Annotated in this window: 19 protein-coding genes and 6 pseudogenes; 13 read left to right on the top strand and 12 right to left on the bottom strand. The window is 63.7% G+C overall.

All coding sequences use genetic code 11. The features are described 5' to 3' along the window. A pseudogene (locus HX613_RS23100) lies at positions 1-320 on the top strand (hypothetical protein); the annotation flags it as partial. Positions 321-396: 76 nt separating this feature from the next. Here HX613_RS23100 and HX613_RS19220 read toward each other — a convergent pair. Next, positions 397-627 carry a hypothetical protein gene (locus HX613_RS19220; protein ID WP_235346811.1) on the bottom strand — a complete coding sequence of 77 codons (231 nt, stop codon included), beginning with the start codon at positions 625-627 and terminating at the stop codon, positions 397-399. Positions 628-632: 5 nt separating this feature from the next. Between HX613_RS19220 and HX613_RS19225 the strand changes: the two genes are divergently transcribed. From HX613_RS19225 to HX613_RS19240, 4 genes are all read left to right on the top strand, one after another. Further along, positions 633-809, top strand: a complete 177-nt coding sequence (locus HX613_RS19225) for a VOC family protein (protein WP_235346812.1) — start codon at positions 633-635, stop codon at positions 807-809. 74 nt (positions 810-883) lie between these two features. Beyond that, on the top strand, positions 884-1,429 hold the full coding sequence (locus HX613_RS19230) for a PepSY domain-containing protein (RefSeq protein WP_235346813.1): 546 nt from the start codon (positions 884-886) through the stop codon (positions 1,427-1,429). Then, a complete protein-coding gene (locus HX613_RS19235) occupies positions 1,401-1,550 on the top strand; it encodes a hypothetical protein (protein WP_235346814.1) in 150 nt (49 codons plus the stop codon). The genes HX613_RS19230 and HX613_RS19235 overlap by 29 nt, the downstream gene beginning before the upstream one ends. Positions 1,551-1,647: 97 nt before the next feature. Next, positions 1,648-2,175 (top strand): thymidine kinase, encoded by a 528-nt coding sequence (locus HX613_RS19240; protein ID WP_442862619.1) that lies wholly within the window; start codon positions 1,648-1,650, stop codon positions 2,173-2,175. A 120-nt stretch (positions 2,176-2,295) separates the two neighbouring features. Here HX613_RS19240 and HX613_RS19245 read toward each other — a convergent pair. Then, positions 2,296-2,939, bottom strand: a pseudogene (locus HX613_RS19245) (mismatch-specific DNA-glycosylase). Positions 2,940-3,130: 191 nt separating this feature from the next. On the opposite strand from HX613_RS19245, the gene HX613_RS19250 reads away from it, so the two are divergent. Further along, positions 3,131-3,514: a hypothetical protein gene (locus HX613_RS19250; RefSeq protein WP_235344853.1), complete on the top strand. Its 384-nt coding sequence runs from the start codon at positions 3,131-3,133 to the stop codon at positions 3,512-3,514. Here the strand turns inward: HX613_RS19250 and HX613_RS19255 are convergent. The 4 genes and pseudogenes from HX613_RS19255 to HX613_RS19270 form a co-directional block, all read right to left on the bottom strand. Then, positions 3,452-4,672 carry a ThiF family adenylyltransferase gene (locus HX613_RS19255; protein ID WP_235346822.1) on the bottom strand — a complete coding sequence of 407 codons (1,221 nt, stop codon included), beginning with the start codon at positions 4,670-4,672 and terminating at the stop codon, positions 3,452-3,454. The two genes, HX613_RS19250 and HX613_RS19255, sit on opposite strands and share 63 nt — an antisense overlap. A 15-nt stretch (positions 4,673-4,687) precedes the next feature. Next, positions 4,688-5,437: pseudogene (locus tag HX613_RS19260) on the bottom strand (thiazole synthase); the annotation flags it as partial. 1 nt (position 5,438) lies between these two features. Next, positions 5,439-5,687, bottom strand: coding sequence for a sulfur carrier protein ThiS (thiS, locus tag HX613_RS22850; protein WP_235344850.1), 249 nt, complete (start codon positions 5,685-5,687; stop codon positions 5,439-5,441). Between the two features lie 205 nt (positions 5,688-5,892). Then, positions 5,893-6,549: pseudogene (locus HX613_RS19270) on the bottom strand (FAD-dependent oxidoreductase); the annotation flags it as partial. Between the two features lie 135 nt (positions 6,550-6,684). On the opposite strand from HX613_RS19270, the gene HX613_RS19275 reads away from it, so the two are divergent. Genes HX613_RS19275 through moeB form a run of 6 tightly spaced genes read left to right on the top strand, consistent with a single transcriptional unit; the run spans position 6,685 to position 9,918 of the window. Then, on the top strand, positions 6,685-6,975 hold the full coding sequence (locus tag HX613_RS19275) for a hypothetical protein (protein ID WP_235346815.1): 291 nt from the start codon (positions 6,685-6,687) through the stop codon (positions 6,973-6,975). Next, entirely contained in the window at positions 6,945-7,169 is a 225-nt protein-coding gene (locus HX613_RS22365) for an FAD-dependent oxidoreductase (RefSeq protein ID WP_328285003.1), read from the top strand. Before HX613_RS19275 ends, HX613_RS22365 begins: the two co-directional genes overlap by 31 nt. Then, on the top strand, positions 7,166-7,687 hold the full coding sequence (locus HX613_RS22855) for an FAD-dependent oxidoreductase (RefSeq protein WP_328285001.1): 522 nt from the start codon (positions 7,166-7,168) through the stop codon (positions 7,685-7,687). The genes HX613_RS22365 and HX613_RS22855 overlap by 4 nt, the downstream gene beginning before the upstream one ends. After that, positions 7,684-7,932: a sulfur carrier protein ThiS gene (gene thiS, locus HX613_RS19285; protein ID WP_235344850.1), complete on the top strand. Its 249-nt coding sequence runs from the start codon at positions 7,684-7,686 to the stop codon at positions 7,930-7,932. The genes HX613_RS22855 and thiS (HX613_RS19285) overlap by 4 nt, the downstream gene beginning before the upstream one ends. A 1-nt stretch (position 7,933) precedes the next feature. Further along, positions 7,934-8,701, top strand: coding sequence for a thiazole synthase (locus tag HX613_RS19290; protein ID WP_235344851.1), 768 nt, complete (start codon positions 7,934-7,936; stop codon positions 8,699-8,701). Continuing rightward, entirely contained in the window at positions 8,698-9,918 is a 1,221-nt protein-coding gene (gene moeB / locus HX613_RS19295; protein ID WP_235346816.1) for a molybdopterin-synthase adenylyltransferase MoeB, read from the top strand. Before HX613_RS19290 ends, moeB begins: the two co-directional genes overlap by 4 nt. Here the strand turns inward: moeB and HX613_RS19300 are convergent. Further along, entirely contained in the window at positions 9,856-10,359 is a 504-nt protein-coding gene (locus tag HX613_RS19300) for an SRPBCC family protein (RefSeq protein ID WP_235346817.1), read from the bottom strand. The two genes, moeB and HX613_RS19300, sit on opposite strands and share 63 nt — an antisense overlap. Positions 10,360-10,429: 70 nt before the next feature. Here HX613_RS19300 and HX613_RS19305 point away from each other — a divergent pair. Beyond that, positions 10,430-11,075 (top strand): annotated as a pseudogene (locus HX613_RS19305) (mismatch-specific DNA-glycosylase). Between the two features lie 34 nt (positions 11,076-11,109). Here HX613_RS19305 and HX613_RS22860 read toward each other — a convergent pair. The 5 genes and pseudogenes from HX613_RS22860 to HX613_RS23105 all read right to left on the bottom strand — a co-directional run bounded on the left by HX613_RS22860 (position 11,110) and on the right by HX613_RS23105 (position 13,425). Then, positions 11,110-11,268 carry a hypothetical protein gene (locus HX613_RS22860; RefSeq protein WP_328285004.1) on the bottom strand — a complete coding sequence of 53 codons (159 nt, stop codon included), beginning with the start codon at positions 11,266-11,268 and terminating at the stop codon, positions 11,110-11,112. Beyond that, complete coding sequence (locus tag HX613_RS19310; protein WP_328285002.1) at positions 11,196-11,726, bottom strand: thymidine kinase; 531 nt, start codon at positions 11,724-11,726, stop codon at positions 11,196-11,198. The genes HX613_RS22860 and HX613_RS19310 overlap by 73 nt, the downstream gene beginning before the upstream one ends. Before the next feature lie 9 nt (positions 11,727-11,735). Further along, the gene (locus HX613_RS19315; protein ID WP_235346818.1) at positions 11,736-12,230 is read right to left on the bottom strand and encodes a PepSY domain-containing protein; all 495 of its coding nucleotides are present in this window, start codon (positions 12,228-12,230) and stop codon (positions 11,736-11,738) included. A 333-nt stretch (positions 12,231-12,563) separates the two neighbouring features. Next, entirely contained in the window at positions 12,564-13,025 is a 462-nt protein-coding gene (locus tag HX613_RS19320) for a VOC family protein (RefSeq protein ID WP_235346819.1), read from the bottom strand. 54 nt (positions 13,026-13,079) lie between these two features. Then, positions 13,080-13,425 (bottom strand): annotated as a pseudogene (locus HX613_RS23105) (mycothiol transferase). Between the last annotated feature and the right edge of the window lie 17 nt (positions 13,426-13,442).

Below are 13,442 nucleotides of genomic sequence, written 5' to 3' on the forward strand. Positions count from 1 at the left end.
AACTGGATCACACAGGACGAGCAGCGGCCCTCGCTCTATGGTGGCCTCGATGCGGCTTCGACGTTTCAACGGCCGATGATGACATGCTGGCGACAGCCCTGGCAGATCTCGAAGCGGAGCAGGGGACCACCGATTCCGAGGTTGCCAAGCACGAAGATCTGGGAACCCGCCTCGGCGAATCGCAGATAGAGGTGAGGGAACTCCAATCCATCGGATCGAGGAGTACGCCAGGCATTGCGGGCATGCGGACCTTCTGCGGGAGCGCATCGACGGCCGAACGGGTCAATGACCACGGAGCAGAAACAGGTACCCTTGATTGAACGATCTCAATGAGGAGACATCATGACCCGCGCAGTACACAGCTACAGATCACCTTCGATTGTCACGATCCGATCGTCAAGCCACCTTCTGGGCAGAGACGCTCGGATACGTCATCCCTGGCCCTCCCGGAGTCCGCCTCAGCGCCGGTGACGATCCTTTTGCCGCGTGGAGGAATTCGTCGAGGGGCTGGGCATCGACTTGAAGCCTGAGGATTTCCGCGCCGCGATCGAGGATCCGCAAGGACGCGGTCCCCGAGTGTTCTTCCAGATAGTGCCCGAGGACAAAATCGTCAAGAACAGAGTCCATCTCGAGTGCGTGCTGCCCCCGGTCTGCAGAACAGCGAACGGATGCAGGCGTTGGAAGACGAATGTCAGCGTCTGCAGGAGCTGGGTGCACAGCGTCTCGAACGGGTTGATCCGAATCCGCCGATGGAGACTGGATTCATCGTCATGGCCGATCCCGAGGGAAACGAGTTCTGCCTCGACTGACTAGGGTTCTGATCAGGATGAGAATCCTCTTAGCAAGGGGGCAGTGGGCGCACCTCCTTGTTACCGTTGAGGGCATGAAGACACAGAGATGGGCCACGCGAGCCGCTGCAGGAACCATGATTGCCGCCTTCGCCCTCACCGGCTGTTCAAGTGGGGACTCAGGTGATGGTCAGGCCTCGGAGAGCGAGGGCCAGACCCCGGAATCAGCTGAGGCTCAGAACGCTTCTGACAATGACGAATCAGGCGCCGCTGAAGACACGAAGTCACAGGGCTCGACGACAACCAGCTCCTCGGGGTTGGCCGCTGATGCCGATCTGAGCAAGGAATCACCATCAGTGGCACCCAAGGATGCCATTGCCACGGCGAAGAAGGAAGCGAAGGACGGCACCGTACACGGCATCGAACTCGACTTCGACGAACGCGACAAGGCATGGCAGTACGAGGTCAAGGTCATCGACGGCGCCACTGACTTCGACGTCGAGATCGATGCTGAGACCGGTGAAGTCGTCGACACGGAGAAGGACTCCTCGGACGACAAGGAGAAGGCCATCGACCTGAACGACCCGATGACCTTCGACGAGGCGCTCAAGCTTGCCCAGGACAAGGCCGGGCCGACTTGACGGATGGAAGCTCGAATCCGACGACGGCCGTATCGAATACCAGTTCTATTTTGATGACAAGGGTGAAGAGATCGAGGTATCCGTCGACGTCGAATCGAAGAAGGTCACCGTCGACGACTGACCGTTGCCGCATCCTGATCACCCCAGTGCCGCATCCTGAGCACCATCACGACAGATGGGCACTGTCAGGACGGAACATCGCGGCGTAGGCTGGCGCCATGCCCTTGAACCCAGTTGCGTCGCCTCGGCCGGCGGGGCGTCTCAACGTCATCGCCGGCCCCATGTTCTCAGGCAAATCCGAGGAACTCATGCGTCGCGTCCGACGAGCAAAGATCGCCGGGGTCAATGTGCTCGTCCTCAGCCACTCTCTCGACACACGTTCCGATCTGTCGGCGATCACCTCTCACGACGGGATCAACATTCCTGCGGTACCCGTCGGTGACGTCGAGACCCTCGCCGAGCTCGCCCGCGCCGAGGACTATGAGCTGGTGGCCATCGATGAGGCCCAATTCTTCGGGCCTGACCTGGTGCCGACCGTCTTCGACCTCGTGGAACGTGGTGCTGCAGTCATCGTCGAAGGCCTGTGCGTGACGTTCGACGGCGGCCCCTTCGAACCGATGCCGACATTCATGGCCGTGGCCGAGGACGTTCTCAAACTCACGGCAGTGTGCACGATCTGCGGTAGGGATGCCGTCTTCCACCAACGTGTGGGCACCCCCGGCTCAGCGTCGAAGCCTCGGAACTGAGTGCCACCGACATCGATGCCAGCCATGTCGGGGGTCTCGAATCCTATGTCGCACGTTGCCGGGAGCACTTCGCTCCACCGCACTAGAAGCAATCGGTCACGACCGCATCAGAGCAGCTGCTCAGTCCTCGATGCTCTCCCACACATCACGCCAGATCCGGGCTAGGTCCGGAACCTGATAATGGGCATTGAGGCCGCTGGGCTGAGGTACGACGTGAAGGTCGATACCCTCGGGCCAGCCATCGATGAGAGACGTGTCCTGCTCGCCGAGGTGGGCCTTGGGCAGGGAATATCCGATCCGGAACGACGTGATCCCAGCGACTGCGACTACCTTGGGGCGGATGTCGTCGAGTCGGCGGACAAGCCTGGCCGCACCCTCGCGCAGTTCCTTCTTGTCCAGCTCATCGGCCCGAGCCGTGGCCCGTCCCACGAGGTTGGTGATGCCGATGCCGCGTGCCAGCAGCTGTGCCTCGTCCTCGACGGCCAGGCCCAGGGAGGCGTCGACGAGGTGATCGGTCAGACCTGCCTGATGCAGAGACGGCCAGAAGCGATTTCCCGGTCTGGCGAAGGTGCATTGACCGCGGCCGTCCACAGGCCCGGGTTGATTCCGACGATGAGCATCGAGAGTTCACCCGAGCGCACGGGGAGAACGTCATCGATGGCGTCGGGATTGTCGGTGGCGAACTCAGCGAGGTCGTCCTTCGTCGGCTTTCGTCCGCCTAAGGGCGATGGTCGGCGGGAGCTGATGAAACTTTCCTCAATCACGCTGTCCACACTACCGTCGAGTCAGAACGGACGAATCAGCGCCCGTCGCCTCAGGACCATCGGGAGACCCATGACGCACGAACACGGGCAGCAGACTCATCAGCACGTGCGACCGCACACGCGGTGAGTCAGCCCCCTTCCACTTCGAGAACACGTGGAGGGTCGATGCCAGTCCGACAGAGGTCTGGTCCGTGCTCTCCGATGTCAAGTCGTGGCCGCAGTGGTGGCCGGGCCTGCCCGTGGCGGTCCCCGTCGATGACAGGAACGTGCCCGGCCGCCGCGCCGAAATTCAGGTGGAGAGCCCGATCGGAGTCACCTTGAGCTTCGGAATCGAACTTCAGGACACAGACCCGCCGAGCTTCGTCTCGTTCTCCGCCACCGGTGATCTGAGGGGGACCGGTGTGTGGTCGCTGGAGCAGACGGGCCCGATCACCACGATCAGCTCCGTGTGGTGTGTGACCACTTCGCGCTTGTCGATTCGCATGCTGCGTCCCGTGGCAACGTGGATGCACTCACGTGTGATGAGAGCCGGACACCGCGGTCTGGCCAGACGACTGAACAGTCTCATGCTCTGAGGCCGACCACGCATCGATGCCGCCGTCCAGGGACCGCAGACGCACGGACTCCGGTGCCGCATCGCGCAGAAGCTGCACGGCCTGAGCGGAGCGGGCCCCCGACTTGCAGTGGATGACGACCTCGCGAGGTAACAGCGTGACAAGAGTTTCCACCGCGGGCCACCCCTCGACCTGCAGCACACCCAGCGGCAGGTGGACGGATCCGGGTATCGATGCCAGATGGCGCTCCCAATCGGCCCGCACATCGATGAGAAGGGCGGAGGAAGGATCAGCCAGATACTCATCGACACCGATCTCGTCCCTCCGATCTGCACCGTCACCGTCTGCTTCTGCACGGGCAGCCGCACAGGCCACAGCCACCTCGGCGAGGTCGGTGACAGGTTCGCGATCAGGATCCGGTGAGAACCTCAGCGTGGAGTAGTCGGACTCCAGTGCGTCATAGCGCAGCAGGCGACCGATCAGGGGAGTGCCGATGCCGCAGATGAGTTTCACCGCCTCCGTGGCCATCGCCGAACCGATGGTTCCGCACAGCACCCCGAGGACACCGCCTTCGGCGCAGTTGGGCACGGAATCGGCCTCGGGGATGTCGGGGAACAGGTCGCGCAGCATCGGCCCGTGCCCGGAACGAAGGTGCTCACCTGTCCGGCGAAGCGAAAGAATCGTGCCCCAGATCAGTGGGGTGCCGGTGAGTTCGGCCGCATCATTGGACAGATACCGGGTCGCGAAGTTGTCTGCGCCGTCGAGCACCAGATCATGAGACGCGAAGAGTTCGAGCACATTGGCGGGACTCAAGCGCTTCGCAACTGCGTGAACCTCGAGCAGCGGATCGAGGCGCAGCAGGGCGTCACGGGCGGAATCCACCTTGGCTCGACCGATGTCGGCACCACGATGAAGGACCTGGCGCTGCAGGTTCGAGGCTTCGACCACATCGTCGTCGATGATCGTGATCGTTCCGATCCCGGCCGCAGCCAGGTAGTGCAGAACCGGGGCACCCAAGCCACCCGCACCGATGACCAGCGCCGAGGCGGCCCGTAACCGGCGTTGTCCTTCGACCCCGATACCCGGCAGGCTCAGATGCCTGGCGTAGCGTTCGAATTCCCGTGGGCTCAGAGAATCAAGCGGTTCGACCAGCGGGCCCGGATTGTCCACCGCGCTCATCTCGGGGTCACCATCTCCGTCGAAGGTCGATGAAGCCAGAGCCAACGGTCGCTTTGGGATGCGCCCGGCATGGGCAGCCAGATGACCGGACTCCACGGCAAGGGACATCGCCCGAGCCATGGCCCTGGCATCATGTGCCCGGGTCACCGCAGAGGCCAACAGGACGGCGGTACAGCCGAGCTCCATCGCCAAAGCCGCATCAGAGGCGGTGCCGATTCCGGCATCGAGGATCACAGGCACCTGGGCGCGGCTGACGATCGTCTCGATGTTGTGCGGGTTGAGGATGCCCAGCCCGCTGCCGATCGGAGCGCCGGCAGGCATGACCACAGCAACCCCGGCATCCTCGAGCCTCTTGGCCAGCGCCGGATCGTCGTTCGTGTAGGCGAAGACCGTGAAGCCGTCGAGCACGAGCTCCTCCGCCGCCTGGAACAGCTCCACCGGGGCGGGCAGCAAGGTCTCCTCATCGGCGATGACCTCGAGCTTCACCCAGTTCGTCTCGAGAGCTTCCCTGGCCAACCGAGCAGTCAGCACAGCATCCCTGGCTGTGTAGCATCCAGCCGTGTTGGGCAGGATACGGATACCCAGACGCTGCAGCAAAGCGAAGACCGAGTCCCGGGCAGTGCCGTCATAGCGGCGCAGTGCCACGGTGGTGAGCTCAGTGCCCGATGCTTCCAGCGCCTGTTCGAGGATGCTCAGCGAACTTGCGCCGCCGGTGCCCATGACGAGCCGGGAGTTCATCGCCACTTCGTCGACGTTCCAGGTCATATCAGCCTCCCTGCACTGCGGTGACGATGTCGACACTGTGGCCCTCGGCCAGAGTGAAGCCCGACCACTGTCCGCGCCTGATGACCTCACCGTCGACGGCGAGCGCGATGCCCAGGCGACTGCCGTCGACGGGGGTGCCGTCGGCGCCGATCTCCTTGTCGACGATGCCGGAGATGAGGTCCTTGGCTGTGGTGGGACCGGCGAGTGCGTGGCGCTCGCCGTTGAGCGTGATGGTGATGGTGTCGGTCACGGATGACTCCCTGCTGGTTGCTGAATCGAAACGGTGTGCTGCTGTGCGTCCTGTGGTTCCGCTGGTGGGTGCTCTGAATCGAAGCGGTCCGGTCCCACCGCTGCCAGTGACCCCGTGGCACCCATGCTGTGTCGGCTCTGGTGGCAAGGTCGGCGGTGAGGCCCGCACCCAGCGGGGCGAGGAGGATGCCGTGCCGGAAGAAGCCGGTGGACACCACACAGCCGGGATCGATGCGTCCGATGATCGGCACGTCATCTGGTGAGCCCGGTCTGGCACGGGTGGTGATGTAGGTGATCTCGCAGTCGAGGACGGCCGGGACGAGGCGCTCTGCGTCACGAAGCAGCTGGTGGACGCCGCCGGCGTTGGTTCCCGACCGACCGTCCTCACGGCTCGTGGCACCGAGGACGAGCTCGCCATCGGGGCGAGGCACGATGTAGACGGGCCGAGCGTTGACCAGACCGCGGATCGTGCGCGTCAGCAGTGGGTCCAGTGCTTTCGGTGCCCGGAGTCTGATCACCTCACCCCATACTTGGCGCAGAGGCAGCGTCGGTACCCCCGCGATGTCATTGCACGAAGCGCCAGCGGCGACGATGACCTGATCTGCAGTCAACCTCGTCCCATCGTCGAGCTCGACGCCCACGGTGCGCCCGGCTGCCTTGTGCAGACCCGTGACGCGGGCCCGGATGATGTCATCACCGAGGACCGATATCAGTGCACCGGTGACCCGGCGGGGATCGATCGAATGATCTCCGGGTATCGTGACGGCACCGCACACCCCGGGTGCCAGGGACGGTTCCAGGTCACGGGCCCGGGATCCCGCGATGAGGGAGACGTCGAAACCGGCAGAGGACTGCAGGTTCATGAGCTCACGCAGGGAGACGAGGTCGGCCCGGTCACCGGCACACACGAGGGTCTCGTGCTCGAGTGTCCCAGGTCATGACCCGAGACGGCAGTCAGCTCGGCGGCGAAGTCCGGTAGAGGTCCGCTCGAGGCACGCATGAGCGATACAGGGCGGACTCTCTACCCGGACTTCGCCGCCGAGCTGACTGCCGTCTCGGGTCATGACCTGGGACACTCGAGCACCGAGACCCTCGTGTGTGCCGGTGACCGGTCCGACCTCGTCTCCCTGCGTGAGCTCATGAACCTGCAGTCCTCTGCCGGTTTCGACGTCTCCTCATCGCGGATCCGGGCCCGTGACCTGGAACCGTCCCTGGCACCCGGGGGTGCGGTGCCGTCACGATACCCGGAGATCATTCGATCGATCCCCGCCGGGTCACCGGTGCACTGATATCGGTCCTCGGTGATGACATCATCCGGGCCCGCGTCACGGGTCTGCACAAGGCAGCCGGCGGCACCGTGGGCGTCGAGCTCGACGATGGGACGAGGTTGACTGCAGATCAGGTCATCGTCGCCGCTGGCGCTTCGTGCAATGACATCGCGGGGGTACCGACGCTGCCTCTGCGCCAAGTATGGGTGAGGTGATCAGACTCCGGGCACCGAAAGCACTGGACCCACTGCTGACGCGCACGATCCGCGGTCTGGTCAACGCTCGGCCCGTCTACATCGTGCCTCGCCCCGATGGCGAGCTCGTCCTCGGTGCCACGAGCCGTGAGGACGGTCGGTCGGGAACCAACGCCGGCGGCGTCCACCAGCTGCTTCGTGACGCAGAGCGCCTCGTCCCGGCCGTCCTCGACTGCGAGATCACCTACATCACCACCCGTGCCAGACCGGGCTCACCAGATGACGTGCCGATCATCGGACGCATCGATCCCGGCTGTGTGGTGTCCACCGGCTTCTTCCGGCACGGCATCCTCCTCGCCCCGCTGGGTGCGGGCCTCACCGCCGACCTTGCCACCAGAGCCGACACAGCATGGGTGCCACCGGGGTCACTGGCAGCGGTGGGACCGGACCGCTTCGATTCAGAGCACCCACCAGCGGAACCACAGGACGCACAGCAGCACACCGTTTCGATTCAGCAACCAGCAGGGAGTCATCCGTGACCGACACCATCACCATCACGCTCAACGGCGAGCGCCACGCACTCGCCGGTCCCACCACAGCCAAGGACCTCATCTCCGGCATCGTCGACAAGGAGATCGGCGCCGACGGCACCCCCGTCGACGGCAGTCGCCTGGGCATCGCGCTCGCCGTCGACGGTGAGGTCATCAGGCGCGGACAGTGGTCGGGCTTCACTCTGGCCGAGGGCCACAGTGTCGACATCGTCACCGCAGTGCAGGGAGGCTGATATGACCTGGAACGTCGACGAAGTGGCGATGAACTCCCGGCTCGTCATGGGCACCGGCGGCGCAAGTTCGCTGAGCATCCTCGAACAGGCGCTGGAAGCATCGGGCACTGAGCTCACCACCGTGGCACTGCGCCGCTATGACGGCACTGCCCGGGACTCGGTCTTCGCTTTGCTGCAGCGTCTGGGTATCCGTATCCTGCCCAACACGGCTGGATGCTACACAGCCAGGGATGCTGTGCTGACTGCTCGGTTGGCCAGGGAAGCTCTCGAGACGAACTGGGTGAAGCTCGAGGTCATCGCCGATGAGGAGACCTTGCTGCCCGCCCCGGTGGAGCTGTTCCAGGCGGCGGAGGAGCTCGTGCTCGACGGCTTCACGGTCTTCGCCTACACGAACGACGATCCGGCGCTGGCCAAGAGGCTCGAGGATGCCGGGGTTGCTGTGGTCATGCCTGCCGGCGCTCCGATCGGCAGCGGGCTGGGCATCCTCAACCCGCACAACATCGAGACGATCGTCAGCCGCGCCCAGGTGCCTGTGATCCTCGATGCCGGAATCGGCACCGCCTCTGATGCGGCTTTGGCGATGGAGCTCGGCTGTACCGCCGTCCTGTTGGCCTCTGCGGTGACCCGGGCACATGATGCCAGGGCCATGGCTCGGGCGATGTCCCTTGCCGTGGAGTCCGGTCATCTGGCTGCCCATGCCGGGCGCATCCCAAAGCGACCGTTGGCTCTGGCTTCATCGACCTTCGACGGGATGGTGACCCCGAGATGAGCGCGGTGGACAATCCGGGCCCGCTGGTCGAACCGCTTGATTCTCTGAGCCCACGGGAATTCGAACGCTACGCCAGGCATCTGAGCCTGCCGGGTATCGGGGTCGAAGGACAACGCCGGTTACGGGCCGCCTCGGCGCTGGTCATCGGTGCGGGTGGCTTGGGTGCCCCGGTTCTGCACTACCTGGCTGCGGCCGGGATCGGAACGATCACGATCATCGACGACGATGTGGTCGAAGCCTCGAACCTGCAGCGCCAGGTCCTTCATCGTGGTGCCGACATCGGTCGAGCCAAGGTGGATTCCGCCCGTGACGCCCTGCTGCGCCTCGATCCGCTGCTCGAGGTTCACGCAGTTGCGAAGCGCTTGAGTCCCGCCAATGTGCTCGAACTCTTCGCGTCTCATGATCTGGTGCTCGACGGCGCAGACAACTTCGCGACCCGGTATCTGTCCAATGATGCGGCCGAACTCACCGGCACCCCACTGATCTGGGGCACGATCTTTCGCTTCGCCGGACAGGTGAGCACCTTCGTTCCCGGGCACGGGCCGATGCTGCGCGACCTGTTCCCCGACATCCCCGAGGCCGATTCCGTGCCCAACTGCGCCGAAGGCGGTGTCCTCGGGGTGCTGTGCGGAACCATCGGTTCGGCGATGGCCACGGAGGCGGTGAAACTCATCTGCGGCATCGGCACTCCCCTGATCGGTCGCCTGCTGCGCTATGACGCACTGGAGTCCGACTACTCCACGCTGAGGTTCTCACCGGATCCTGATCGCGAACCTGTCACCGACCTCGCCGAGGTGGCTGTGGCCTGTGCGGCTGCCCGTGCAGAAGCAGACGGTGACGGTGCAGATCGGGAGGACGAGATCGGTGTCGATGAGTATCTGGCTGATCCTTCCTCCGCCCTTCTCATCGATGTGCGGGCCGATTGGGAGCGCCATCTGGCATCGATACCCGGATCCGTCCACCTGCCGCTGGGTGTGCTGCAGGTCGAGGGGTGGCCCGCGGTGGAAACTCTTGTCACGCTGTTACCTCGCGAGGTCGTCATCCACTGCAAGTCGGGGGCCCGCTCCGCTCAGGCCGTGCAGCTTCTGCGCGATGCGGCACCGGAGTCCGTGCGTCTGCGGTCCCTGGACGGCGGCATCGATGCGTGGTCGGCCTCAGAGCATGAGACTGTTCAGTCGTCTGGCCAGACCGCGGTGTCCGGCTCTCATCACACGTGAGTGCATCCACGTTGCCACGGGACGCAGCATGCGAATCGACAAGCGCGAAGTGGTCACACACCACACGGAGCTGATCGTGGTGATCGGGCCCGTCTGCTCCAGCGACCACACACCGGTCCCCCTCAGATCACCGGTGGCGGAGAACGAGACGAAGCTCGGCGGGTCTGTGTCCTGAAGTTCGATTCCGAAGCTCAAGGTGACTCCGATCGGGCTCTCCACCTGAATTTCGGCGCGGCGGCCGGGCACGTTCCTGTCATCGACGGGGACCGCCACGGGCAGGCCCGGCCACCACTGCGGCCACGACTTGACATCGGAGAGCACGGACCAGACCTCTGTCGGACTGGCATCGACCCTCCACGTGTTCTCGAAGTGGAAGGGGGCTGACTCACCGGCGTGCGGTCGCACGTGCTGATGAGTCTGCTGCCCGTGTTCGTGCGTCATGGGTCTCCCGATGGTCCTGAGGCGACGGGCGCTGATTCGTCCGTTCTGACTCGACGGTAGTGTGGACAGCGTGATTGAGGAAAGTTTCATCAGCTCCCGCCGACCATCGCCCTTAGGCGGACGAAAGCCGACGAAGGACGACCTCGCTGAGTTCGCCACCGACAATCCCGACGCCATCGATGACGTTCTCCCCGTGCGCTCGGGTGAACTCTCGATGCTCATCGTCGGAATCAACCCGGGCCTGTGGACGGCCGCGGTCAATGCACCCTTCGCCAGACCGGGAAATCGCTTCTGGCCGTCTCTGCATCAGGCAGGTCTGACCGATCACCTCGTCGACGCCTCCCTGGGCCTGGCCGTCGAGGACGAGGCACAGCTGCTGGCACGCGGCATCGGCATCACCAACCTCGTGGGACGGGCCACGGCTCGGGCCGATGAGCTGGACAAGAAGGAACTGCGCGAGGGTGCGGCCAGGCTTGTCCGCCGACTCGACGACATCCGCCCCAAGGTAGTCGCAGTCGCTGGGATCACGTCGTTCCGGATCGGATATTCCCTGCCCAAGGCCCACCTCGGCGAGCAGGACACGTCCTCTCATCGATGGCTGGCCCGAGGGTATCGACCTTCACGTCGTACCTCAGCCCAGCGGCCTCAATGCCCATTATCAGGTTCCGGACCTAGCCCGGATCTGGCGTGATGTGTGGGAGAGCATCGAGGACTGAGCAGCTGCTCTGATGCGGTCGTGACCGATTGCTTCTAGTGCGGTGGAGCGAAGTGCTCCCGGCAACGTGCGACATAGGATTCGAGACCCCCGACATGGCTGGCATCGATGTCGGTGGCACTCAGTTCCGAGGCTTCGACGCTGAGCCCGGGGGTGCCCACACGTTGGTGGAAGACGGCATCCCTACCGCAGATCGTGCACACTGCCGTGAGTTTGGAGAACGTCCTCGGCCACGGCCATGAATGTCGGCATCGGTTCGAAGGGGCCGCCGTCGAACGTCACGCACAGGCCTTCGACGATGACTGCAGCACCACGTTTCCACGAGGTCGAAGACGGTCGGCACCAGGTCAGGCCCGAAGAATTGGGCCTCATCGATGGCCACCAGCTCATAGTCCTCGGCGCGGGCGAGCTCGGCGAGGGTCTCGACGTCACCGACGGGTACCGCAGGAATGTTGATCCCGTCGTGAGAGGTGATCGCCGACAGATCGGAACGTGTGTCGAGAGAGTGGCTGAGGACGAGCACATTGACCCCGGCGATCTTTGCTCGTCGGACGCGACGCATGAGTTCCTCGGATTTGCCTGAGAACATGGGGCCGGCGATGACGTTGAGACGCCCCGCCGGCCGAGGCGACGCAACTGGGTTCAAGGGCATGGCGCCAGCCTACGCCGCGATGTTCCGTCCTGACAGTGCCCATCTGTCGTGATGGTGCTCAGGATGCGGCACTGGGGTGATCAGGATGCGGCAACGGTCAGTCGTCGACGGTGACCTTCTTCGATTCGACGTCGACGGATACCTCGATCTCTTCACCCTTGTCATCAAAATAGAACTGGTATTCGATACGGCCGTCGTCGGATTCGAGCTTCCATCCGTCAAGTCGGCCCGAGGCCTTTCCTGGGCAAGCTTGAGCGCCTCGTCGAAGGTCATCGGGTCGTTCAGGTCGATGGCCTTCTCCTTGTCGTCCGAGGAGTCCTTCTCCGTGTCGACGACTTCACCGGTCTCAGCATCGATCTCGACGTCGAAGTCAGTGGCGCCGTCGATGACCTTGACCTCGTACTGCCATGCCTTGTCGCGTTCGTCGAAGTCGAGTTCGATGCCGTGTACGGTGCCGTCCTTCGCTTCCTTCTTCGCCGTGGCAATGGCATCCTTGGGTGCCACTGATGGTGATTCCTTGCTCAGATCGGCATCAGCGGCCAACCCCGAGGAGCTGGTTGTCGTCGAGCCCTGTGACTTCGTGTCTTCAGCGGCGCCTGATTCGTCATTGTCAGAAGCGTTCTGAGCCTCAGCTGATTCCGGGTCTGGCCCTCGCTCTCCGAGGCCTGACCATCACCTGAGTCCCCACTTGAACAGCCGGTGAGGGCGAAGGCGGCAATCATGGTTCCTGCAGCGGCTCGCGTGGCCCATCTCTGTGTCTTCATGCCCTCAACGGTAACAAGGAGGTGCGCCCACTGCCCCTTGCTAAGAGGATTCTCATCCTGATCAGAACCCTAGTCAGTCGAGGCAGAACTCGTTTCCCTCGGGATCGGCCATGACGATGAATCCAGTCTCCATCGGCGGATTCGGATCAACCCGTTCGAGACGCTGTGCACCCAGCTCCTGCAGACGCTGACATTCGTCTTCCAACGCCTGCATCCGTTCGCTGTTCTGCAGACCGGGGGCAGCACGCACATCGAGATGGACTCTGTTCTTGACGATTTTGTCCTCGGGCACTATCTGGAAGAACACTCGGGGACCGCGTCCTTGCGGATCCTCGATCGCGGCGCGGAAATCCTCAGGCTTCAAGTCGATGCCCAGCCCCTCGACGAATTCCTTCCACGCGGCAAAAGGATCGTCACCGGCGCTGAGGCGGACTCCGGGAGGGCCAGGGATGACGTATCCGAGCGTCTCTGCCCAGAAGGTGGCTTGACCGATCGGATCGTGACAATCGAAGGTGATCTGTACTGCGCGGGTCATGATGTCTCCTCATTGAGAATCGTTCAATCAAGGGTACCTGTTTCTGCTCCGTGGTCATTGACCCGTTCGGCCGTCGATGCGCTCCCGCAGAAGGTCCGCATGCCCGCAATGCCTGGCGTACTCCTCGATCCGATGGATTTGGATTTCCCTCACCTCTATCTGCGATTCGCCGAGGCGGGTTCCCAGATCTTCGTGCTTGGCAACCTCGGAATCGGTGGTCCCCTGCTCCGCTTCGAGATCTGCCAGGGCTGTCGCCAGCATGTCATCATCGGCCGTTTGAAACGTCGAAGGCCGCATCGAGGCCACCATAGAGCGAGGGCCGCTGCTGTCCTGTTGTGATCCAGTTGCACCAGTCACGTTCGACTTCGGCCATGTGTCTGAGCAGACCCAGGAGCGACATAGTCGACGGCGGGACCG

The organism is Brevibacterium sp. UCMA 11754 (genome assembly GCF_021532275.1).
Classification (GTDB): domain Bacteria; phylum Actinomycetota; class Actinomycetes; order Actinomycetales; family Brevibacteriaceae; genus Brevibacterium.